At 72.4% G+C, this 22,338-nt stretch carries 19 protein-coding genes, 1 pseudogene and 1 riboswitch; of the genes and pseudogenes, 6 read left to right on the top strand and 14 right to left on the bottom strand.

The window, feature by feature from the left end; translation table 11 throughout:
• Positions 1-170: 170 nt before the first annotated feature.
• Positions 171-2,066: an AAA family ATPase gene (locus tag ACFYOP_RS30625; RefSeq protein WP_356898324.1), complete on the top strand. Its 1,896-nt coding sequence runs from the start codon at positions 171-173 to the stop codon at positions 2,064-2,066.
• A 33-nt stretch (positions 2,067-2,099) separates the two neighbouring features.
• Here the strand turns inward: ACFYOP_RS30625 and ACFYOP_RS30620 are convergent, their stop codons facing one another.
• The 10 genes from ACFYOP_RS30620 to ribD all read right to left on the bottom strand — a co-directional run bounded on the left by ACFYOP_RS30620 (position 2,100) and on the right by ribD (position 10,713).
• The gene (locus ACFYOP_RS30620; protein ID WP_356898323.1) at positions 2,100-3,287 is read right to left on the bottom strand and encodes a hemolysin family protein; all 1,188 of its coding nucleotides are present in this window, start codon (positions 3,285-3,287) and stop codon (positions 2,100-2,102) included.
• A complete protein-coding gene (locus ACFYOP_RS30615) occupies positions 3,284-4,636 on the bottom strand; it encodes a hemolysin family protein (RefSeq protein WP_356898322.1) in 1,353 nt (450 codons plus the stop codon). Before ACFYOP_RS30615 ends, ACFYOP_RS30620 begins: the two co-directional genes overlap by 4 nt.
• A gap of 189 nt (positions 4,637-4,825) precedes the next feature.
• Entirely contained in the window at positions 4,826-5,290 is a 465-nt protein-coding gene (locus tag ACFYOP_RS30610) for a PH domain-containing protein (protein WP_356898321.1), read from the bottom strand.
• A 17-nt stretch (positions 5,291-5,307) separates the two neighbouring features.
• Positions 5,308-6,156 carry an ATP phosphoribosyltransferase gene (gene hisG / locus ACFYOP_RS30605; protein WP_356898320.1) on the bottom strand — a complete coding sequence of 283 codons (849 nt, stop codon included), beginning with the start codon at positions 6,154-6,156 and terminating at the stop codon, positions 5,308-5,310.
• A gap of 73 nt (positions 6,157-6,229) precedes the next feature.
• Positions 6,230-6,502, bottom strand: a complete 273-nt coding sequence (locus tag ACFYOP_RS30600; RefSeq protein ID WP_356898319.1) for a phosphoribosyl-ATP diphosphatase — start codon at positions 6,500-6,502, stop codon at positions 6,230-6,232.
• A gap of 33 nt (positions 6,503-6,535) precedes the next feature.
• On the bottom strand, positions 6,536-7,021 hold the full coding sequence (gene ribH, locus ACFYOP_RS30595; RefSeq protein ID WP_356898318.1) for a 6,7-dimethyl-8-ribityllumazine synthase: 486 nt from the start codon (positions 7,019-7,021) through the stop codon (positions 6,536-6,538).
• Positions 7,022-7,078: 57 nt separating this feature from the next.
• Positions 7,079-8,368 (bottom strand): bifunctional 3,4-dihydroxy-2-butanone-4-phosphate synthase/GTP cyclohydrolase II, encoded by a 1,290-nt coding sequence (locus ACFYOP_RS30590; protein WP_356898317.1) that lies wholly within the window; start codon positions 8,366-8,368, stop codon positions 7,079-7,081.
• Entirely contained in the window at positions 8,365-9,009 is a 645-nt protein-coding gene (locus ACFYOP_RS30585; RefSeq protein ID WP_356898342.1) for a nicotinamide mononucleotide transporter family protein, read from the bottom strand. Before ACFYOP_RS30585 ends, ACFYOP_RS30590 begins: the two co-directional genes overlap by 4 nt.
• A gap of 5 nt (positions 9,010-9,014) precedes the next feature.
• On the bottom strand, positions 9,015-9,623 hold the full coding sequence (locus tag ACFYOP_RS30580; RefSeq protein WP_356898316.1) for a riboflavin synthase: 609 nt from the start codon (positions 9,621-9,623) through the stop codon (positions 9,015-9,017).
• A 1-nt stretch (position 9,624) separates the two neighbouring features.
• On the bottom strand, positions 9,625-10,713 hold the full coding sequence (gene ribD / locus ACFYOP_RS30575; protein ID WP_356898315.1) for a bifunctional diaminohydroxyphosphoribosylaminopyrimidine deaminase/5-amino-6-(5-phosphoribosylamino)uracil reductase RibD: 1,089 nt from the start codon (positions 10,711-10,713) through the stop codon (positions 9,625-9,627).
• 151 nt (positions 10,714-10,864) lie between these two features.
• Positions 10,865-10,995, bottom strand: a riboswitch (FMN riboswitch).
• Positions 10,996-11,290: 295 nt separating this feature from the next.
• On the opposite strand from ribD, the gene ACFYOP_RS30570 reads away from it, so the two are divergent.
• Positions 11,291-13,621: a chitinase C-terminal domain-containing protein gene (locus ACFYOP_RS30570; protein ID WP_356898314.1), complete on the top strand. Its 2,331-nt coding sequence runs from the start codon at positions 11,291-11,293 to the stop codon at positions 13,619-13,621.
• A gap of 147 nt (positions 13,622-13,768) precedes the next feature.
• On the opposite strand, the gene ACFYOP_RS30565 is transcribed toward ACFYOP_RS30570, so the two are convergent.
• Complete coding sequence (locus ACFYOP_RS30565) at positions 13,769-15,892, bottom strand: SpoIIE family protein phosphatase (RefSeq protein ID WP_356898313.1); 2,124 nt, start codon at positions 15,890-15,892, stop codon at positions 13,769-13,771.
• A 144-nt stretch (positions 15,893-16,036) separates the two neighbouring features.
• Positions 16,037-17,272: an ROK family transcriptional regulator gene (locus ACFYOP_RS30560; RefSeq protein WP_356898312.1), complete on the bottom strand. Its 1,236-nt coding sequence runs from the start codon at positions 17,270-17,272 to the stop codon at positions 16,037-16,039.
• Positions 17,273-17,360: 88 nt separating this feature from the next.
• Here ACFYOP_RS30560 and ACFYOP_RS30555 point away from each other — a divergent pair, with 88 nt between their 5' ends.
• Positions 17,361-18,575, top strand: a complete 1,215-nt coding sequence (locus tag ACFYOP_RS30555; protein WP_356898311.1) for an MFS transporter — start codon at positions 17,361-17,363, stop codon at positions 18,573-18,575.
• Here ACFYOP_RS30555 and ACFYOP_RS30550 read toward each other — a convergent pair.
• A complete protein-coding gene (locus tag ACFYOP_RS30550) occupies positions 18,535-18,972 on the bottom strand; it encodes a hotdog domain-containing protein (RefSeq protein WP_356898341.1) in 438 nt (145 codons plus the stop codon). The genes ACFYOP_RS30555 and ACFYOP_RS30550 overlap by 41 nt on opposite strands.
• 183 nt (positions 18,973-19,155) lie before the next feature.
• On the opposite strand from ACFYOP_RS30550, the pseudogene ACFYOP_RS30545 reads away from it, so the two are divergent.
• From ACFYOP_RS30545 to ACFYOP_RS30535, 3 genes and pseudogenes are all read left to right on the top strand, one after another.
• Positions 19,156-19,402: pseudogene (locus ACFYOP_RS30545) on the top strand (nitrate reductase); the annotation flags it as partial.
• Positions 19,403-19,428: 26 nt separating this feature from the next.
• A complete protein-coding gene (locus tag ACFYOP_RS30540; protein ID WP_388453535.1) occupies positions 19,429-19,761 on the top strand; it encodes a hypothetical protein in 333 nt (110 codons plus the stop codon).
• Between the two features lie 80 nt (positions 19,762-19,841).
• Positions 19,842-20,570: a DUF5995 family protein gene (locus tag ACFYOP_RS30535; RefSeq protein WP_356898310.1), complete on the top strand. Its 729-nt coding sequence runs from the start codon at positions 19,842-19,844 to the stop codon at positions 20,568-20,570.
• 55 nt (positions 20,571-20,625) lie between these two features.
• Here ACFYOP_RS30535 and ACFYOP_RS30530 read toward each other — a convergent pair whose 3' ends face one another.
• Positions 20,626-22,323, bottom strand: coding sequence for an NAD(P)/FAD-dependent oxidoreductase (locus tag ACFYOP_RS30530; RefSeq protein ID WP_356898309.1), 1,698 nt, complete (start codon positions 22,321-22,323; stop codon positions 20,626-20,628).
• Between the last annotated feature and the right edge of the window lie 15 nt (positions 22,324-22,338).

Genomic DNA, 22,338 nt, shown 5'->3' with positions numbered 1-22,338 from the left:
GCGCCGAGGCGCCCACGGCGCTCTTAAATCACCACCCCCCGCGCAGGTACGATGCACCCGGTGGGTCGCCAATTCCCGTTCCCGACCGGGCTGTTCGGCTGCGGCCCGCGGGCGTCCACCCGGCGCGACAACACTGGTGCACGGTTTGTGGGGGGAGTGGTGGGGACCCTATGGACATCGGCACGCAGGGCGGAGGGTCGCCGGCGGACGTCGCCTGGGTGCGCGGTGTGGACGCCTGCACCATGGGCGCGTACCCGCAGGCCGAGGAGGAGTTCCGCACGGCCGTCCGGCTCGATCCCGGCATGGCCGACGCCTGGCTGGGCCTGCACGCCCTGCGCGTGGACACCCCGACCGCCCTGCTGCACATGTACCGCAGCCGCGACCGCTTCGGCGAGCAGCGCGCCCGGCACCGCCGCACGCTCAACTCCTGGTACTGGCTGGGCTGGTGGGTGCAGCCGGTGCTGGAGAGCCCGCGCGACCTGCTGCTCGCGCACGCCTCGCACTGGCTCGACGGCCGCCATGTGCCCGAGCTCGACCGGGCGCTCGCCGCGCTGCCGCCCGTCGACACCGACCCGCAGGTCCGCTTTCTGCACGCCTGCCGGGCCTATCTGGTCAAGGACTGGGAGCAGCTCGTACGGCACACGGAGCCGCTCGTCGACGATCCGCTGCTCGGCATCGAGGCGGGGCTCTTCGGCGGCATGGCCCGGGTGCGCCTCGAGATGTACGGGCAGGCCCAGCCGATGCTCTCCGCCGCGCTGATGCGCTGCCGCAGCGAGCAGCCGCAGCGCAAGGAGCTGCGGTACTGGCTGGCCCGGGCGCACGAGGGCACCGGCCGCAGCGCGGCGGCGCTGCCCCTGTACCGCGCGGTGCACCGCATCGACCCGGCGTTCATGGACACCTCCGCACGCCTCGCGGCCATCGCGGAGTACGACGGGATCGACGCGTACGACGACTCGGCAGGCCTTGCCGCCGTGTCCCTCGGCGGCTACGGCAGCGACGTGGTGGACGGCCGGCCGGAGGGCGAGGCGCCGCAGGGGCCGGAGCCGCGGTTCGGCGCCGACCTCGGCGGGCCGTTGCCGGGGACCGTCCCCGTGGTGCCGGACGAGATGCCGCGGCGCAGGGGGACCGTACCGGCGCAGTCCGCTCCCCCGCGGTTCCCCGCCGGGCCCACCGACCCGGTGCTGCTCGCCCGGGCGCTGGCGGAGCTGGAGCGGATGGTGGGTCTCGAACCGGTGAAACGGCAGGTGAAGGCGCTGTCCGCACAGCTGGAGATGGCCCGGCTGCGGGCCGGGGAGGGGCTGCCCGTACAGCCGCCGAAGCGCCACTTCGTCTTCTCCGGGCCGTCGGGCACGGGCAAGACCACGGTCGCCCGCATCCTCGGGCGGGTGTTCTATGCGCTGGGGCTGCTGGGCGGCGACCATCTGGTGGAGGCCCAACGCGCCGATCTGGTGGGCGAGTTCCTGGGCCAGACCGCCGTGAAGGCCAATGAGCTGATCGACTCGGCGCTCGGCGGGGTGCTCTTCGTGGACGAGGCGTACAGCCTGTCCAACTCCGGCTACAGCAAGGGCGACGCGTACGGCGACGAGGCCCTGCAGGTGCTGCTGAAGCGCGCCGAGGACAACCGCGACCATCTGGTGGTCATCCTGGCCGGCTATCCGGAGGGGATGGACCGGCTGCTCGCGGCGAATCCGGGCCTGTCGTCCCGTTTCACCACCCGCGTCGACTTCCCGTCGTACCGGCCGCTGGAACTGACCGCGATCGGCGGGGTGCTGGCCGCCGACAACGGCGACGTGTGGGACGAGGAGGCGCGCGACGAACTCCGCTCGATCAGCGGCCATGTGGTCGACCAGGGCTGGATCGACGAGCTGGGCAACGGGCGCTTCCTGCGCACGCTGTACGAGAAGAGCTGCGCGTACCGCGATCTGCGGCTGTCGGGCTGCGCGAGTCCGCCGACCCGCGAGGATCTGTCGACGCTGCGGCTGCCGGACCTGATGCAGGCGTACGGGGAGGTCCTGTCGGGCCGCGGTCCCTCGGCCCGGGGCCCGCAGGACCCTCCCCTGAGCTGATCCGCGCGGACCGTCCCCGCGCGGTGCGGCTGTTCAGCCGTTCACGAGCTCCCCGGCTCCGTCCTGCGCATCCGCCTCCTCGGGCTCCGGAGCCACGGCGGAGGCCGGAGCGACCGCGGAGGCCGGAGCGACCGCGGAGGCCGGGGACACCGGCACGACGGGGGCCCTGCGGACCGCCCCGGTGGCCGGCAGCCGGTGGGCCGGGTCGCGGACCTCGCCGACGAGCATCTCCAGGACGTCCTCCATCGCGACCAGCCCCAGCACCCGCCCCGACGCGTCGGCGACCTGCGCGAGATGGGTGGCCGCACGCCGCATCACGGTGAGCGCGTCGTCCAGCGGCAGTTCGGCGCGCAGCGTCGCCATCGGCCGCCAGATGTGCTGGGGCACGGCCCGCTCGCCGTCCTCGAGGTCGAGCACGTCCTTGACATGCAGATACCCCATGAACGGGCCCCCGCCCTCCGCGCAGATCGGGAAGCGGGAGAAGCCGGTGCGGACCGTCAGTTCCTCCAGGTGCCGCGGGGTGACCGACGGCGCGACGGTGACCAGTTGGGCACGCGGGATCAGGACATCGGTGACCGGGAGGCTGCCGAGTTCGAGGGCGTCCTCCAGCCGCTCCTGCTCCTCCGGGTGCAGCAGCCCCGCGTGGCCCGCGTCCTCGACCAGCCGGCCCAGCTGCACACTGGTGTAGACGGCCTCGACCTCGTCCTTCGGTTCGACCCCGAAGGCCCGCAGCACCAGCCGGGAGCAGGCGCCGAGTCCGCTGGTGACGGGGCGGCAGAGCCGGGCGAAGCCGACCAGTCCCGGACTGAGCCACAGGGCGGTCCGCTCGGGCGCCGCCATGGCCAGGTTCTTCGGCAGCATCTCGCCGACGACGAGGTGCAGGAAGACCACGACGGCCAGGGCGATCACATAGCCGAGCGGGTGGACCAGCGCCTCGGGGACATGGGCCGCGTGGAAGACCGGCTCCAGCAGATGGGCGACGGTCGGCTCGGCGACGGCGCCGAGTGTGAGGGAGCAGACCGTGATGCCGAACTGGGCGGCGGCCATCATCTGCGGCAGGTTCTCCAGACCGTGCAGAACCCGGCGGGCCCGTGCGGAGCCGGCTGCGGCGAGCGGCTCGATCTGGCTGCGGCGTACGGAGACGAGGGCGAACTCGGCTCCGACGAAGAAGCCGTTCGTCACCACCAGCAGCAGGGCGAACAGCAGTTGCAGGGCGCTCACCGTGCGGCCCCCGTCATCACGTCGTACGGCGCGGCCGCGTCGGCGGTCCGCACCAGGCGCACGCGCTCCGCGCGGTAGCGGTCGACCTGGCGCACGGACAGTCGCCAGCCGGGCAGTTCGGCGCGGTCGCCGGGAGCGGGGATGCGTCCGAGCAGGTCGGCGACGAGGCCGGCGACGGTCTCGTAGGGGCCGTCGGGCACCTCGACGCCTATCCGGCGCAGCGTCAGGACCCGGCAGCTGCCGGCCGCCTCCCATGCGGGCCGTCCGTCCTCCGGCGCGGCCGGGGCCAGCTCGGGGTGGCCTTCTGTCTCGTCGTCGTGCTCGTCCCGGACCTCGCCGACGAGTTCCTCGACGATGTCCTCGAGGGTGACCACGCCGGCCGTGCCGCCGTACTCGTCGACGACGACGGCTATCGGCTGCTCGCTGCGCAGCTGCTCCAGCAGTTGGCGGACCGGAAGGGTCTCGGGCACCAGCAGCGGGGGGACGGCGATCCGTTCCACCGCGACCCGCCGGCGTTCGTCCGAGCGCACCGCGAGGGCGTCCTTGAGGTGCACCATGCCGACGATCTCGTCGATGCGTTCCCGGTACACGGGGAAGCGGGAGAGTCCCGTGGCGCGCGTGAGGTTGAGGACGTCCGCCGCGGTGGCGCCGGTCTGGAGGGCGCTCACCTTCACCCGGGGCGTCATCACATGCTGGGCGGTGAGGTGGCCGAGCGACAGGGTGCGTACGAACAGGTCGGCCGTGTCCTGCTCCAGGGTGCCGGCCCGCGCCGAGTGGCGGGCCAGCGACATCAGCTCGCCGGGGGTGCGGGCGGACGCCAGCTCCTCGGCCGGCTCCACCCCCGCCAGCCGTACGAGCCGGTTGGCGGCGGCGTTCAGCAGGGTGATGACCGGGCGGAAGACGGTCGAGAACGCGGTCTGCGGACCGGCCACGAACCGGGCCACCTGGAGCGGCCTGGACACCGCCCAGTTCTTGGGGACCAGTTCGCCGATCACCATCTGGACGGCGGACGCCAGCAGCATGCCGATGACCACCGCGACGCCGGGCACGGCGCCGGCGGGCAGCCCGGTCGCGGTCAGCGGTCCGCCGAGCAGCCCGGCCAGGGCCGGCTGCGCGAGCATGCCGACGACGAGCGAGGTGAGGGTGATGCCGAGCTGGGTGCCGGAGAGCTGGAAGGACAGTTCGCGCAGCGCGGCGACGACGCGGCGGGCGCGGCGGTCGCCCTCGGCCGCGGCGCGCTCGGCGTCGGCGCGTTCCACCGTGACGAGCCCGAACTCGGCGGCCACGAAGAAGCCGTTGGCGAGGATGAGAAGGAACGCTGCGGCGAGCAGCAGAAGCGGGATGATCATGCCGCCGCCTCCTGGGAGAGGGCGGCGCAGGTACTACCGGACGATCCGTCCATCGCTGGAGGGAGTCACTCCTCGGGTCGCAGGATGCCCCGCCGGCCGACGGGCCGTACGAGCGCGGGGCGGGGCGCACTCGGCGCCGCCGCCCATAGAGTAATCAAGCCCGCCCGGCGGGGGCAGGGGCACCGCCGCTCAGCGTTCCTCCGGCCGGGTGCCCAGCGTCTCGGCGAGAGCCCGCAGGGCGCGGGCGTCCTCGATGGCCCGGGCCTTGGCGATACCGGGTTGGATGCCGAGGACGGGCAGGCTGGTGCCGTCGCTGAGGTCGAGGAAGACCCAGGGGTCGCCGGACCGCAGATTCACCCGCAGGATCTCCGCCCACGCGAGTCGGCGCGTCCGGGTGAGGTTGACGACGGTGACGCCCTCGTCGTCGGCGACGACCTTGGGCCGGCTCAGCAGGGCCAGCACACCCAGGAAGAGCAGCGCCGTGAAGACGAAGCTGGCCTTCTCGGGCGGGCTGAGCCGGTCCAGCATCAGGGTGACGGCGGTGACGGTGGTGAACATGACCGCGCCCACGGTGAGCAGGACGATCCGGGTACGGGTCGGCCGGAACGTGACCGGGAGCGCGGGCGGCGGGGCCGCCGGTGCGGGTGAGGACATGGTGTGCGGTGCGTCCCTCAGAGGCGGCAGGCGTGGATGGCCGTGGTCAGGATGGCCCGCGCGCCGAGGGCGTACAGGTCGTCCATGATCCGCTGGGCCTCCTTGGCGGCGACCATGGAGCGGACGGCGACCCAGCCCTCGTGGTGCAGGGGGGAGATGGTGGGCGACTCGAGGCCGGGGGTGAGGGCGACGGCCTGCTCCAGGTTCTCCACCCGGCAGTCGTAGTCCATCATCACGTAGCTGCGGGCGACGAGGACGCCCTGGAGGCGGCGCAGGAACTGCTGCACCTGGGCGTGGTCCGGGTCGGCGCCGGTGCGCCGGATGACGACGGCCTCCGAGGTCATGATCGGCTCGCCGATGACCTCCAGGCCGGCGTTGCGCAGGCTGGTACCGGTCTCGACGACATCGGCGATGACCTGCGCGACGCCCAGTTCGATCGCCGTCTCGACGGCGCCGTCGAGGTGGACGACGGAGGCGTCGATGCCGCTGTCGGCGAGGTGCTTGGCGACGATGCCCTCGTAGGAGGTGGCGACCGTCATCCCGCCGAAGTCCGCCACGCCCTTCGCGGTGCCGGGCTTGGTGGCGTAGCGGAAGGTGGACCGGGCGAAGCCGAGCTGGAGGATCTCCTCGGCGTTCGCACCGGAGTCCAGCAGCAGGTCGCGGCCGGTGATGCCGATGTCGAGCTTGCCGGAGCTCACGTAGATCGCGATGTCGCGCGGGCGCAGGTAGAAGAACTCGACCTCGTTCTCGGGGTCGACGAGGACGAGTTCCTTGGACTCCTTGCGCTGCTGGTAGCCGGCCTCATGGAGCATCGCCGACGCAGGTCCGGACAGTGAACCCTTGTTGGGGACGGCGATGCGCAGCATGAGACGGGCTTCCTTTGTTCGCGGGGGGGTGATGTTCGCGTGGGTGTTTACGTGCGTGTGGAGCCGGGCCGGCTCAGAGATGGGCGTAGACGTCGTCGAGGGAGATCCCGCGGGCGACCATCATCACCTGGACGTGGTACAGCAGCTGCGAGATCTCCTCCGCGGCGGCTTCCTTGCCCTCGTACTCGGCGGCCATCCACACCTCGGCGGCCTCTTCGACGACCTTCTTGCCGATGGCATGGACGCCCTTGTCCACCAGCTCGGCGGTGCGGGAGGTGGCGGGGTCGCCCTCGGCGGCCTTCTGCTGGAGCTCGGCGAAGAGCTCCTCGAACGTCTTATTCGGCATGGTGGTCCCAGAGTACGCGGAAGCGGTCGCTGCTCAGCGCCAGGGTTCAGATACTGAACGCAGGACGGTCGCGGTGGCCACGGCCGCCGTGACGGCCTCGTGGCCCTTGTCCTCGTTCGAGCCCTCGATGCCCGCCCGGTCGAGGGCCTGCTCCTCGGTGTCGCAGGTCAGCACGCCGAAGCCGATCGGGACGCCGGTGTCCACGGAGACCTGGGTCAGGCCCTGGGTGACGCCCTGGCACACGTACTCGAAGTGCGGCGTGCCGCCGCGGATGACGACGCCGAGGGCGACGATCGCGTCGTAGCCCCGGCCGGCGAGGACCTTGGCGACGACGGGCAGCTCGAAGCTGCCGGGGACGCGCAGCAGCGTCGGTTCGTCGATGCCGAGCTCGTGCAGTGCGCGCAGGGCGCCGTCGACGAGGCCGTCCATGACCTTCTCGTGCCACTGGGCCGCGATCACCGCCACCCGGAGGTCGCCGCAGTTGCGGACGGACAGTTCGGGCGCACCCTTGCCGCTCATGATTCTCCCTAGCCGTTCTTGCTTCGTTCGCCGCGCGGGTTGGTCGCGCGGTTCGTACTACTGGTTGCCGCAGGTCGTCGCGGGGGCCGCGTCGAGCCAGGGCAGGTCGTGGCCCATCCGGTCGCGCTTGGTGCGCAGGTACGTCAGGTTGTGCTCGCCCGCCAGGACCGGCATCGGCTCGCGGCCCAGGACGGTGATGCCGTACCGGACGAGGGCGGTGGACTTGTCGGGGTTGTTGGTCATCAGACGCACGCTGCGCACGCCGAGGTCGGCGAGGATCTGCGCCCCGGCGGCGTAGTCGCGGGCGTCGGCGGGCAGTCCGAGCTCCAGGTTGGCGTCGAGGGTGTCCCTGCCGCGCTCCTGGAGTTCGTAGGCGCGCAGCTTGGACAGCAGTCCGATGCCGCGGCCCTCGTGCCCGCGCAGATAGACGACGACGCCCCGGCCGGCCTCGGTGACGCGCTCCATGGAGGTCTGCAGCTGGGGACCGCAGTCGCAGCGCAGCGAGTGGAAGATGTCGCCGGTGAGGCATTCGGAGTGGACGCGCACCAGGACGTCCTCGCCGTCGCCGATCTCGCCGTGGACGAGGGCGACGTGCTCGACGCCGTCGACGGTGGAGCGGTAGCCGTAGGCGGTGAACTCACCGGCCGAGGTGGGCAGTCGCACCTCGGCCTCGCGCCTGACGGTCGGTTCGGCGCTGCGGCGGTAGGCGATCAGGTCCTCGATGGAGATGATCGTCAGGCCGTGCTTGCGGGCGAACGGGATCAGCTCGGGCAGCCGGAGCATCACGCCGTCCTCGCCGGCGATCTCGACGATCGCGCCGGCGGGGCGCAGGCCCGCGAGGCGGGCGAGGTCGACGGCGGCCTCGGTGTGGCCGGGGCGGGTGAGGACTCCGCCGGCCTTGGCGCGCAGCGGGAAGACGTGCCCGGGGCGCACGAAGTCGCCGGGCCCTGCCGTGCCGCCGGCCAGCAGCTGGAGGGTGGTGGCGCGGTCGGACGCGGAGATGCCGGTGGTGACCCCGTAGGCGGGGCCGGCGTCGACGGAGACGGTGAAGGCGGTCTGCATCGACTCGGTGTTGCGCTGCACCATCTGGGGCAGCTCGAGCCGTTCCAGCTCCTCGCTCTCCATCGGAGCGCAGATCAGGCCGCGGCACTCGCTCATCATGAAGGCGACGACCTCGGGGGTGGCCTTCTCGGCGGCGATGACGAGGTCGCCCTCGTTCTCACGGTTCTCGTCGTCGACGACCACGACGGGCCGGCCGGCCGCGATGTCGCGGACCGCCTGCTCGACGGGGTCGAGCGCGAGGTCCTCGGCGCTGTCGGTCAGGTACCAGGCGGGCTGCGCGGTCATGCCGTAGCTCCTTCCAGAGAGGGCCGGCCGCTCCGGCGGGAACGCAGCCACCAGTCGCGCATGCCCCACAGGACGAGCGCGCCGTAGACGACGTAGACGAAGCCGGAGAAGGCGAAGCCGTTGGCGAAGTTGAGCGGCACGCCGACGAGGTCGACGAGCAGCCAGGCGAACCAGAACTCGACCATGCCGCGGGCCTGGGCGACCATCGCGACGAGGGTGCCGACGAAGATGTACGCGTCGGGCCAGGGGTCCCAGGACAGTGACGGGTACAGGGTGAAGAGGCCGCCGACGGCGAGGGTGCCGACGACCGCGCCGCCGGCCAGGTAGCCGCGCTCGCGCCAGGTGGCGAACCTGACCGCGACGGAGCCGTCCTGGGCCTGCTGCCGGCCGCGGGACCACTGCCAGTAGCCCCAGGCCGCCACGGCCATGACCACGACCTGTTTGCCGGCGCTGCCGGTCAGATGGGACGTGGCGAAGGCGGCGAACAGGATGACGCCGGAGAGGAACTGGGCGGGCCAGGTCCAGATCGAGCGCCGCCAGCCGAGGGCGAGGGCGAGCAGCCCGATGATGTTGCCGATCATGTCGGACCACTTGATGTGCTGACCGAAGGCCGTGAAGGCCTCGCCGTTCAGCCAGTCCAGGGCGCTCACTCGGCACTCTCCTGCGCCTGCGCGCCGAGCAGCCGCTCGACGTACTTGGCGATGACGTCCACCTCGAGGTTGACCGGGTCGCCGGGCTTCTTGAGGCCGAGCGTGGTCAGGGCGAGGGTGGTGGGGATGAGGCTGATCGTGAAGTGGTCTGCGCCCGCCTCGACCACGGTGAGGCTGACGCCGTCGACGGTGATCGAGCCCTTCTGGACGACGTAGCGGGCGAGTTCGGCGGGCAGCGAGATCTTCACGATCTCCCAGTGCTCCGAGGGCATGCGCTCGAGGATCGTGCCGGTGCCGTCGACGTGGCCCTGCACGATGTGGCCGCCGAGCCGTGCGCCGACCGCGGTGGGCCGCTCCAGGTTGACGCGGGAACCCGCGCCGAGCGCGCCGAGGCCGGAGCGCTTCAGTGTCTCGGCCATCACGTCGGCGGTGAACTCGCCGCCGGCGGTCTCGACGACGGTCAGGCAGACGCCGTTGACGGCGATGGAGTCGCCGTGCTTCGCGTTCTCGGTGACGACCGGGCCGCGCAGGCGGAAGCGGGAGGCGTCGCCGAGGTGCTCGACGGCGGTGACCTCGCCCAGTTCTTCGACGATTCCGGTGAACACTTCAGGCTCCCTTGGGGACGGTCGCGGTGACACGCAGATCGGCGCCGATGCGCTCGGCCCCGGTGACGTCGAGCCGCAACGCTTCGGTGATGGTGGTGATTCCGCCGCCGGCGAGGGCGGCGGGGCCCGCGCCGAGGAGTACGGGGGCGAGATAGCCGATGACGCGGTCGACGGCCCCGGCGGCCACGAAGGAGCCGGCGAGGGTGGGGCCGCCTTCGAGGAGTACGGAGCGGACGCCGCGCTCGTGGAGCGCCGCGAGCAGCGCGGGCACGGACAGCCCGCGCTCGTCCCGCGGCAGCCGCACGACGGTTGCCCCGGCCGCGGCGGACGGCGGCGGGGCGTCGTCGGCGACCGCGACGAGCGTCGGCGCCGCGTCGTCCAGGATCCGCGCGCCGGGGCGCACCGCGGTGGCGTTGGTGTCCACCGCGACCCGCAGCGGCTGGGTGACGCCCTCGGCGCCCCGTACCGCCAGATGGGGATCGTCGGCGCGCAGGGTGCCGGAGCCGACCACGACCGCGTCGGACTCGGCCCGCAGCCGGTGGACGTCGGCGCGGGACTCGGGTGAGCTGATCCAGCGGCTCGTGCCGTCGGCGGCGGCGATCCGGCCGTCCAGGGTGGCGGCGTACTTCCAGGTCACGTACGGGCGGCCGAGGCGTACGGAGGTGAGCCAGGCGATGTTGCCCGCCTCGGCCTCCGCCTCCAGCAGGCCGTGCGCGACGTCGACGCCCGCGGCGCGCAGGGTGTCGGCGCCGCCGGTGGCCTGCGGGTCGGGGTCGGCGACCGCGTAGACCACACGGGCGATCCCGGCCTCGGTCAGCGCCTGGGCGCAGGGGCCGGTGCGGCCGGTGTGGTTGCACGGCTCGAGAGTGACGTACGCGGTGCCGCCGCGGGCCAGGACGCCGGCCGCGCGCAGGGCGTGGATCTCGGCGTGCGGTCCGCCGGCGCGCTGGTGGAAGCCCTCGCCGACCACGTGTCCCGAGGCGTCCGTGATGACGCACCCGACGACCGGGTTGGGGCTGGTGGAGCCGAGTCCGCGGGCGGCGAGCGTGATCGCTCGGCGCATGGCGTCCGTGTCGGCTGCGGTGGCCACCGGTTCTCCTGCCTCTCGGGCACGGACTCCGGGGCCTGTCGGAACGACAGAGAGCGGGAACGACACCAGGGGAACGCCGAGGCCGGAAAGCCGGTCGCCGGATCGTGCACGGCGATCGACAGACGGCCGACGCACCTGACGGTGACACCCGCCGCGCACTGCCTCCCATCCGGACTTTAACCGTCGGTCCAGGAATTTCACCTGGTCAACCGGCCGCTGGCTGCGGACGGGTCGCGGACTGTAACCGCCGGTTCGGAATTGCACCGACCCCGGAGTGCGCTGCTGCTGATACAGGGACAGTGTGCCACGCCGCGCACTCAGCCATGCGGGTGACTTCTGTGGACTCAGTCACATGCGCGCACATCACGTCACCCGGCGTCACATTCACCCGGAACTGGTCCAGACCTATTGACGCACTGGTCTAGTCCTTTTAATGTCTGCGGCACCTCCGCGGACCAGGCCCGCCGGTCTGCGCACACCACGGCCAACCCCTTGTCTCCATTCGCCAGTTGGCGAGGCCAAACCCCCTGTGCTCCTGGCGGGCGATACAGGGGATCCCCACCAGGAGGAACCGATCGTGCAGTCCCCCACCCGCACCAGAGCCGGGGCGTCCCTGCTCGCGGCCGGCGCCGCCGCGGCCGCGCTGCTGGCCGGCGTGCTCTCCCCCGGCGTCTCCCACGCCGCGTCGCCGGAGAACTGCCGGCCCGACGGGCTCTACGCGACCCCCGGCGTCGACGTCCCGTACTGCTCGGTCTACGACGCCGAGGGCCGCGAGAAGATGGGCGCGGACCACCAGCGCCGGGTCATCGGCTACTTCACCGGCTGGCGCACCGGCAAGGACGGCGCCCCCGCCTACCTCGCCTCCGACATCCCGTGGGACAAGGTCACCCACATCAACTACGCCTTCGGGCACATCGACTCGGCCAACAAGCTCTCGGTGGGCGCCGACAGCGCCAAGAACGCCGCGACGGGCATGACCTGGCCGGGCGTCGCCGGGGCGGAGATGGACCCGGCGCTGCCGTACAAGGGCCACTTCAATCTGCTGAACAAGTTCAAGAAGCAGCACCCGGACGTCAAGACGCTGATCTCCGTCGGCGGCTGGGCGGAGACCGGCGGCTACTTCGACGACGACGGCGACCGGGTGGACTCCGGCGGCTTCTACACGATGGCCACCAACGCCGACGGCTCGGTCAACCAGGCCGGCATCGAAACCTTCGCCGACTCGGCCGTCGCCTTCATCAAGAAGTACGGCTTCAACGGCGTCGACATCGACTACGAGTACCCGACGTCGATGAAGGACGCCGGCCACCCGGCCGACTTCCCGGTCTCCAACGCCCGCCGGGCCGGCCTCAACAAGGGCTACGCGGCACTGATGAAGACGCTGCGCGAGAAGCTCGACCGGGCCGGGGCCGCCGACGGCAGGCACTACCTGCTCACCGTCGCCGCACCGTCCTCCGGCTATCTGCTGCGCGGCATGGAGACCTTCCAGGTCCAGAAGTACCTGGACTACGTCAACATCATGTCGTACGACCTGCACGGCGCCTGGAACGAGTACGTCGGCCCGAACGCCTCGCTCTTCGACGACGGCAGGGACGCCGAACTGGCCTCGGCGAACGTCTACGGCAGCGCGCAGTACGGCGGCATCGGATACCTCAACACCGACTGGGCGTACCACTACTTCCGCGGCTCCATGCCGGCCGGCCGGATCAACATCGGCCTGCCGTACTACACCCGCGGCCACAAGAACGTGCAGGGCGGCACGGACGGCCTGTGGGGCAGGGCGGCCGCGACCTCCTGCCCGGCCGGCTCCGGCCTGGCCAAGTGCGGTGACGGCGCCGTCGGCATCGACAACCTCTGGCACGACAAGGACGACAACGGCAACGAGTCCCCGGCGGGCTCCAACCCGATGTGGCACGCCAAGAACCTGGAGAAGGGGATCGTCGGCGACTACGTCACGCGCTACGGCTTCCCCGCGGACACCCGGCTGACCGGCACGTACGTGCGCAAGTACGACTCCACGCTCGTCGCACCGTGGCTGTGGAACGCCGAGAAGAGGGTCTTCCTCTCCACCGAGGACGAGCAGTCGGTGGCCGCCAAGGCGGACTACGTGGTCGACCGCGGCATCGGCGGCACGATGGTCTGGGAGCTCGCGGGCGACTACGACTGGAACGCGGCGAAGGGCCAGTACGAGATCGGCGACACGCTGACGACGGCGATGTACGAGAAGTTCAGGTCGGCCGCGCCGTACGGGGCGAAGAAGAGCAACACGCCGCTGCCCACCGACGCGGTGGACATCGCCGTGGACTTCACCGACTTCAAGCTGGGCGACTCCAACTACCCGATCACGCCGAAGCTGAGGATCACCAACAACACCTCCGCGACGCTGCCGGGCGGCACGGAGTTCCAGTTCGACTACGCGACGGCCGCACCGGCCAACGCCTCCGACCAGTCGGGCTTCGGCACCAAGGTGATCAAGAGCGATCACACCGGCGACAACATCGGCGGCCTGAAGGGCGACTTCCACCGGGTGTCGCTGAAGCTCCCGGCCTGGCAGTCGCTGGCCCCGGGCGCGACCGTCGACCTGGCGTTCAACTACTACCTGCCGGTGTCCACGCCCTCCGACTGGACCGTGACCATCGGCGCCACCACCTACGCGCTGGCGGGCGACCTGGCACGCGGCACCACCCTGGTCGAGCCGGGCTCCGGCGGCGGCCCGGACCCGTCCCCGACGCCGACACCGACTCCCGGTGACTGCTCCGCGCCCGCCTGGGACGCCGGCTCCGCCTACGGCGGCGGGACGACCGTGTCCCACGGGTCGCACCAGTGGAAGTCCAAGTGGTGGACGAAGGGCGAGGAGCCCGGTACGACCGGTGAGTGGGGTGTCTGGCAGGACCTCGGTCCCTGCTGACACCGCGCACTGTGACAGCCCGGCGGCGGTTGACGGCCCTTGCCGCCGCCGGGCCCCGGCGGGCCGCTGCTCCGGCAGCGGCCCGCCTCCACGCTCAGCGGTGGGTGGCGCGGCTTCACCCGCAAGCGGGCGTGGCGCGGGTGCCGCTCAGCCGGGCGCGGCGCGGCTGCGCAGGACGAGAAGGGCGATGTCGTCGACGCGCTGCCGCCCGGCGGGCACCTGGCTCACCAGGGTGTCGACGACACGGCCGAGGTCGTCGTCCTCGACCCGGGCGAAGCGCTCCGCGAGCCGCTCGATGGACACGTCGAGATCGGTGCCGGGCGTCTCGACGAGACCGTCGGTGTAGAAGGCGAGCGTCGTCCCCGGCACCAGCGGGATCTCGGTGACGGGGTAGGCCGCGCCCGCGAGGACGCCCAGCGGCGGTCCCGCGGGGACCGGAAGCGGGCGCGTACGGCCGTCGGGAAGCCGCAGCAGCGGAGGCGGATGCCCCGCGTTGGCCAGACTCACGCGGCCGCGCACGAGGTCGATGTGGGTGTAGAGGCAGGTGCTGAACAGCCCGGGATCGAGATCGGTGACGAGCCGGTTGGTCCGGAACAGCACCCCCCCGGGGCGCGGGCCCAGACTCGCGAAGGCGTGGACGGCGGTACGGACCTGCCCCATGAGAGCGGCCGCCTCCACGTTGTGGCCCTGCACGTCGCCGATGACGGTCGCGGCGGCCGTGTCACCCAGCGGAATCAGGTCGTAGAAGTCGCCGCCGATGTCCATGCCGTGCGTGGCGGGCAGGTAGCGCGCCGCGACGTCCAGTCCCGCGATGTCGGGCAGGGTGTGCGGCAGCAGGGCCTGCTGCAGGCCGTGGGCGAGTTCGTGCTTGGTGTCGTACAGGCGGGCGCGGTCCAGCGCCTGGGCGACGAGCCCCGCGAGCGACGTCATGACGGCGCGCTCCTCCGCGGAGAACACACGGGGACGGTCGTACGTCAGGACGCAGACGCCGACGGGGCGGCCGGAGACGATCAGCGGCAGGAACGCCCAGGCCTGCTTGCCGCTGGCCTGTGGCGCCTCCGGATAGCTCCGGGCCATCTCCCCCGGCTCCGCGAAGAACGAGGGGATGCCGCTGGCCAGGGCCTGCCCGGCCGGGGTGAACCGGGTGTCGAGCGGCAGGCCGTCGAGTCGCTCGATGACCGACGCGGGGTAGCCGCGGTGCCCCGTGATCTTCAGCCGGCCGTTCTCGGCGGCGGACAGGACAAGGCCCTGCGCGCCGAAGGCGGGCATGATCTGGTCGGCCACCAGGTCGACGACGTCCCGCACCCCGACGACCTCGGTCAGCGCGGCGGCGAGATGCAGCAGCTGATAGAGCTGCCCCGGCCGGGCCGGGTTGGCGACCGCCGTGGGCACCGGCGGTGCCGGCGCCGCGGGCGGCGCGGCCCCGGTGGGCACGACACGGACGCTGATGCCGCTGACATCGGGGTAGAGGTGGAAGTCCAGCCAGCGGTCCGGCGGCCGGCAGGCCGTGAAGGACACGGGCCGGCGGCTGAGCACGGCCGTGCGGTAACGGTCCTCGTAGACGGGATCGTCCAGCCAGGGCAACGACTGCCACGGCAGCGTGCCCATCAGCTGCTCCGCGCTGCGGCCCAGCAGCTCGGCGGCGCCGGAAGTGATGAAGGCGAAGCGTCCTTGCAGGTCGAGCGCGCAGGAACCGCCGGGCAGACGCTCCGCGAAGTCGGCCGCGGCCAGCGGCGGCCGGGTGTCCCGGTGTCCGGTCTCGATCGGCAGCACGCGCGGGCGGTCCCCGCAGCTGCGCGGCCGGCCGGACTCGGCCGCTTCGTCCAGCAGCCGTGCCAGGCGGCGGCAGCTCGTGGCGACATGACCCTGCTCACGCCGGGTCAGGCGGTTCGTGTGGCCGGCCGGCCACATCAGCAGCAGCGCTCCCCAGCGCCGGACCCCGGTGACGGGCGCGGCGACGAGCGCGAGCGGAAAGGGCAGCGCCACCGCGCTGCGCGGATAGGAGCGGGCCAGCTCCTCGTGACTGCCCATCCAGACCAGCCGCTCCTGGCGGACCGCCTCGGCCACCGGGGCAGGCGCGGAGAGGGGGACCCTGCTCCACGGATCGGCGAAACCGGCCGGCACGCCGCACAGCACGTCCAGGCACAGCACTTGCCCGTCCGGCGTCAGCAGGAACAGAGCGCCGACTCCGGCGCCGGTCCGGCGTACCGTCTCGACCAGCGCCGCGCCCAGGACGTCCTCGCCGGCCGCTGGTTCATCCGGCCTGGTCACAGCACACCTCCGGCGTCAGAGGCCCGCACACGCCGTCCGGGCGCCGGACGGGCGACGCATCAGCCCGCATGACCCGAACCCCTCATACAGGGACGTTACGCCCACGGGGCAGCACGCGCCCGGGTTCGGAGCTGCCCCGGAGCCTCACCGCCTCGCGCCTCCCGCGCTGCCCGTACTTCCCGTGCCTCCCCCGAAGAGTTCGCCCCGCGCCACCTCCCCCGCCGTCAGCAGGGCGCCGCTCAGGACGGCGGTGCCGCCGAGGGCGCCCGCGCGCACCTGCGTCCGCAGCGGTGAGAGGCGGGCGACCCTCGCCTCGACGCGCGACGCCAGCGGCCCGCCGCCCGCGTGTCCGGTCTCGCCGCCGAGAACGACGCATCCGGGGTCCAGGACCGCGGCGACAGCGGCGGCCCCGAGGGCCAGGCGGTCGGCGAGGGCGTCGAGGAAGGCGTGGCGGCCCTCTGCCACGGCCGCCCTGACGACGCCCGCCGCGGGCGGTTCCTGCGCCGCCGCCCCGGCGGCGAGACCGTACCGCTCCCCGAGTTCGCAGATCGCCGCCGACCCGGCCAGCGAGTGGAAGCCGCCCGCGCAGTCGACGGCCGAGGGGATGCCCGAGGTGCCCGGCACCGGGAGGAAGCCGATCTCGCCCGCGCCGCCGGACACACCCCTGCGCAGCCGGCCGTCGAGGAAGATGCCCGCGCCGACCCCGTGGCCCAGCCAGAGGAAGGCGAAGGAGTCACGGTCGCTCGCGGCGCCCAGGCGCTGTTCGGCGACGGCCGCGAGGTTGGTCTCGTTCTCGACGATCACCCGGGCGGGCAGCCGCTGCTGGAGGGCGGCCACGAGCATCCGGTGCCAGGCCGGCAGGCCGGTGGTGTCGCGGAGTTCGCCGGTGGAAGGGTCGATGAGGCCGGGCGCGCCGACGCAGACGCTGTGCAGGGTGGCGGCTCCGGCGCCCTGGTTCGGGCGCTGGGCGGCTCCGGCGCCCTTGGCCGTGCGCTCGACGAGGGCGGCGGCGCGCTCCACGGCCGGGCCGGGCTCGGCGGCGTCGCCGATCGGCAGGGACGCCTCGGCCAGACGCCTGCCGAGCAGGTCCGCGACGACGACGGACACGCTGTCGGTGCGTACGTCGAGCGCCGCGAGGTGAGTGCGGTCGGCGACGATCCCGTAGAGCCGGGCGTTCGGCCCCCGGCGCTCCGAGCCCGCCTCGCCGACGACCCGGATGAGGCCGGACTCCTGGAGGCGCTCCACCAGATCGGCGACGGTGGGCCGGGAGAGGCCGGTCATGGTCTTCAGCTGGCCTGCCGTCAACGGGCCTTCCCGCTGGAGGAGTTCCAGGGCGAGCCGGTCGTTGATGGCCCGGGCGGTGCTCGGGGATGCGGGCATGCCGGAATCCTTCCAGATGTACATCACTCATCTATCAGGCAGGGTTCCTGATAGTTTACCGCTCACGTTCTCGGGGAGGGGTTTCCGCATGTCCAGCGAACCGACGGCCGGGCTCCGGCGACTGAGGCGCGCCCGCTTCGCCGTGGCCGCCGTCTTCTGTGTGCACGGAGCGGTGACCGGCAGCTTCGCGACCCGTATTCCCTGGATCCAGGACCATGCCGGGGTGAGTGCCGGCCAGCTCGGCCTCGCCCTCGCCTTCCCGGCGCTCGGCGCCTCCGTGGCGATGCCGCTGGCGGGTGCCGTCAGCCACCGCTTCGGCGCACGCACGGCGCTGCGCGGCCTGCTCGCCCTGTGGACGCTGAGTCTGGTCCTGCCGGCGTTCGCCCCGAACCTGCTCACCCTGTGCGGGGCGCTCTTCGTCTACGGCGCGACCTCGGGCATGTCCGACGTGGCGATGAACGCCCTGGGCGTCGAGACCGAGAACCGTCTCGACCGGTCGATCATGTCCGGGCTGCACGGCATGTGGAGCGCGGGCGCGCTCATCGGCTCGGCGGGCGGCACCGTCGCCGCGCACTTCGGCAGCGACGCCCGGCTGCACCACGTACTGGCCGCCCTGACGCTGACCGTCCTCGGCCTGATCGCCTGCCAGGGCGTGCTGGACGTGCGCAGCGCCGCCGGGGACGAGCCGCCGCCCCGGTTCGCGCTGCCGCCGAAGTCGGCGGTGGTGATCGGCGCGGTCGGCTTCTGCGCGGTCTTCGCGGAGGGCGCCAGCCTGGACTGGTCGGCGGTCTACCTGCGGGACGTACTGGACACCTCGCCGGGGCTCGCGGCCGCCTCCACCACGGCGTTCGCGCTGACGATGGCCGTGGCACGGCTGGCCGGCGACCGGATCGTGGACCGCTTCGGGCCGGTGCGGACCGTACGGACCGGCGGCGTGCTGGCCACGACCGGCGGGCTGCTGGTGGTCCTGGCCCCGCATCCGGCACTCGCCATGTCCGGCTTCGCGCTCATCGGCCTCGGTGTCGCCGTGGTCGTGCCGCTGGCCTTCGCGGCGGCCGGGCGCAGCGGCCCGAACCCGAGCCAGGCGATCGCCGGCGTCGCCACGATCACCTACACCTCCGGCCTGATCGCTCCGTCCGCCATCGGCGCGGTCGCCGACGCGACGAGCCTGGTGGTGTCGTTCGGCCTGGTGACCCTGCTGGCCGTGGGCCTGGTCCTGGGGGCCGGCGTACTGCGCTCGGCGGGCCGGCAGAGCGTGAAGGTCACCGAGTCGACCCCAGCAGTGCACGACCCTCGGCTCTGAAACGCTCGCTCCACGGAGCGGGCCGCAGCGTGTCCGGGTCCAGCCTGACGAGGACCCGGACACCCCGCGCGTACGTCACGGCGCCGTCCGCGGAGCAGAAGCGGAAGCCGTAGGTGAGGCCCGTACGGCCCAGCCTTTCCAGCCACAGGTGAACCGCGTAGTCACCGGTCCGGTTCACAGGCCGCTCGTAGCCGATGCGCAGTTCCTTGACGGCGTTGCAGGCGTCGCCCGCCGCCGCCCAGTCCCCCTCGAAGGCGAATCCGCGCTGCTGCCAGTACGCCGCCCAGGCGCGCTCCACCATCAGCGGATAGCGGGCGTTGTGGAGCAGGCCGAGCGCATCGAGGTCGTCGAAGTGGACAACGACCGGGACGAGCGCGCCGTCCTCGACACCGGGCACGGGCGGTGCGGAGGGAGCGTGCGGGGCGGCGGACGGGGCGTGCGTGGTCACGGACGGGCTCCTGAGCAGTACTGGCCGAAAACCGTCCTATCCTAAGCGCCCGCTCATCGGTGATCCGACCGCTCCGGAACGGCCACTACCACTGACGCCGATCGTTGACGACTGGACGAAATGGAGCGGCCCGTGCACCTCGGCGTGCGCTGGACCCTGCACGACGACGGGCGGACTCCCGCTCCCGGTGCCGTCGTGCGACCCGACGAGCGGCTGTCCTGGCCCCGCACCGCGGGGCTCGGCGCGCAGCACGTGGTCGCGATGTTCGGGCGAGCTTCGTCGCGCCGGTGCTCATGGGTCTCGACCGAACCTCGCGATCATGATGTCCGGCGTCGCGACCGCGATCTTCCTCCTCGCCACGCGAGGCAAGGTGCCCAGCGCGCGCAGATCCGGGTCAACGCCAAGGTGGACCTGCGCAACCCGCTGAACCTGGTGCCGGCCGCCGTGGGCATCGTCATCGGCGTGGGCGGCGTCAGTCTGAAGATCACCGACGACTTCGAGCCCGGCGGCATCGCGCTCGGCACCCTCGTCGTCATCACGGGCTACCACGGGCTGCGCGCCTTCGCACCGCCGCACACGAAGGAGCGGGTGCGGGAGGAGGAGCCCCTGCTGGACGCCGGCACCTCCTCGTACGACGGGACGGCCGACCGACAGGCGCAGGCGCAGGCGCAGGCACCGCCACCGCCACCGGCACCGGCACCGGCACCGGCACCGGCACCGGAGGCAAACGGCCGGTAGCCGCTGCAAAACGTCCCTCTTTCCGGGGAAGCCCGGGCCCGTCACCTCACCGGCGGCCCCGGGACTGGCACCCTTCCCCCATGGCGCAGACGGAACAGTTCGCGGTGCGTACGGTCCACGGCCCGTCCGAGTGCCACTCGGCGGCCGGTTCGCCGGTCGACGCCGTGGTGGAGCGCATGCGCGCCCTGCGCTCGGAGTTGCCGCCGGCGGACGGGCTGGCGGTCTTCAACCGGGTTTATCTCACGGTCACCGAGGAGTTCGCCCGGCACCTCGACGGCGGGCACTTCCGGGACCGGCCGGCCGCGGCGGCGCTCGGCGTGCTCTTCGCCCGCCGCTATCTGGCGGCCGTGGAGGCCGTGGCGGCGGGCGGACGTCCGCCCGCCTGCTGGCGGCCGTTGTTCCAGTACCGGCGTCATCCCGGCGTACGGCCGCTGCAGTTCGCGCTCGCCGGGATCAACGCCCACATCGGGCACGACCTGGCCCTCGCGGTCGTGGACTCCTGCCGGGTGCTCGGCTGTGAACCGGCCGGGCTGGAAGCCGGGTTCGAACGGGTCGGCGACATCCTCGTACTGCTGGAGGAACGCATCCGCGAGGACCTGATGCCCGGCCCCGACCTGCTGGAGATCGCCGATCCGCTGACCCATCTCGTCGGCTCGTGGAGCCTCGAGCGGGCGCGCGACGGCGCCTGGTCGGCGGCGCGGCTGCTGTGGCGGCTGCGGGAGGCGCCCGAGCTGGCCGAGGAGTTCACCGAGCGCCTGGACGCGGGCGTCGGCCTGGTGGGGCGCTGCCTGCTCACGCCGTGCCGGTGAACTCCCGGCAGGGCGTGGGCGGACGGCGCCATGGGCAGACGGACCCGCCCGCGGATCAGTCCTCCGGCAGTTCGACCGGCGCGATCTCGTCGTACAGGTCGCCCGGGCCCGGGTTCGTCGGGTCGGTCGTACCGCCGAAGTGGGCCATCACGCCCCACACGGCGTTGAGCGCGGTCTGCACGGCGCCCTCCGCCCAGCCCGCCGTCCACGAGATGTCGTCGCCGGCGAGGAAGATGCCCCGCTTGTCCTCGGGCAGCCGGTCCTGCATGAAGTGGGTGAACAGCCGGCGCTGGTAGCGGTAGTGGCCGGGCAGGTTGGCCTTGAACGCGCCCATGAAGTACGGCTCGTTCTCCCACGACACGGTCACCGGGTTGCCGATGATGTGGCTGCGGATGTCGACGTTCGGGTAGATCTCGCCGAGCGACTTGAGCATGACCTCCATCCGCTCGTTCGCGGACAGCGGCAGCCACTTCAGACTGTCGTCGCACCAGGTGTAGGAGAGGCAGATGACGGCCGGCTGGTCGGGCCCGTTGTCCAGCAGGTACGTGCCGCGGGTCATCCGGTCGGTCAGGGTCATCGACATGGTGTCGCGCCCCGTGACCTCGTCCTTGTCCAGCCAGAACGGCCGGTCCACCGGCACGAACAGTTTGGACGACTCCATGTAGTGGGTGCGCTCCATCGCCGTCCAGTGGTCGATGGGGAAGAGCGCGTCGTCACAGGCGATCTTCGAGAGCAGCAGCCACGACTGGGCCGTGAAGATCGCCGCCCGGTAGGTGCGGATGTCGCCGGACGCGTCGGTGACGGTGATCCGGTTGCCGGCCGTGCGGTTCAGCCGGGTCACGGCCGGGCGGGGCGCGCCGTCGTGCAGGGACGCCAGCGAGGTGCCGAGCGGCCAGTGGACGAGCTTCTGCGGCTCGCGCTCCCACAGGCGCAGCGGCAGCTGCTGGCTGCCCTCGACGATGCCGCGGTGGTGGTCGTCGGCCTCGGAGTAGACGACCCGCAGGATCTCCAGGATGGAGTTGGGGAAGTCGGTGTCCCAGCCGCCGGTGCCGAAGCCGACCTGCCCGAAGATCTCCCGGTGCCGGAAGGACTTGAAGGCCTCGGAGTCGCAGAGGAAGCCGTAGAAGGTCTGGTTGTCCAGCTTCTCGACGAGCCTGGCCCAGATCTCGCGGATGCGCGGGATGTCGCGCTCGCGCATGGCCTGGTTCATGTCGGAGAAGTCGGCGCCCTCCTCCAGGCAGGCGTTCCACGCGTTCATCACGTCGCGGTAGACCTGCGGCAGGTCGTCGATGCTCTCCGCGTAGTGCGACTCGCCCTTGAGGTCGACGACGGTCGACGGCGTCGAGGGCGCGAGCGGGTTGGGGAACGGCTCGGTGGTCAGGCCGACGAGGTCGATGTAGTGCTGCAGCGCCGTGGAGGACGGCGGGAAGCGCATCGCGCCCATCTCGGCGGTCAGCCCGTCCGTGCCAGTGCCCTCGAAGCCGACGGTGCGCAGCCGGCCGCCGATCTGGTCGGCCTCGTAGACGACGGGCTTCAGGCCCATCTTCATCAGCTCGTACGCGGCGACGATGCCGGAGAGGCCACCGCCGATGACGGCGACCTCGGCGCCGTGCTCGGTCGCCGGTATCTGGCCGAGGCCCGCGGGGTGGGCCAGGAAATCGTCGTAGGCGTACGGGAAGTCCGGACCGAACATGGTGATCGGCGGCTGGGCGTCGCTGTGCTGGACGGCAGTGGTGGGCACCGTGGACGTCATGGGGTACGGACTCCT

Origin of the sequence: Streptomyces sp. NPDC006294, assembly GCF_042870895.1 — a bacterium.
Taxonomy (GTDB): domain Bacteria; phylum Actinomycetota; class Actinomycetes; order Streptomycetales; family Streptomycetaceae; genus Streptomyces.
The sequence above is the reverse complement of the archived record's forward strand: the minus strand, read 5'-3'. Positions and strand labels throughout refer to the sequence as shown.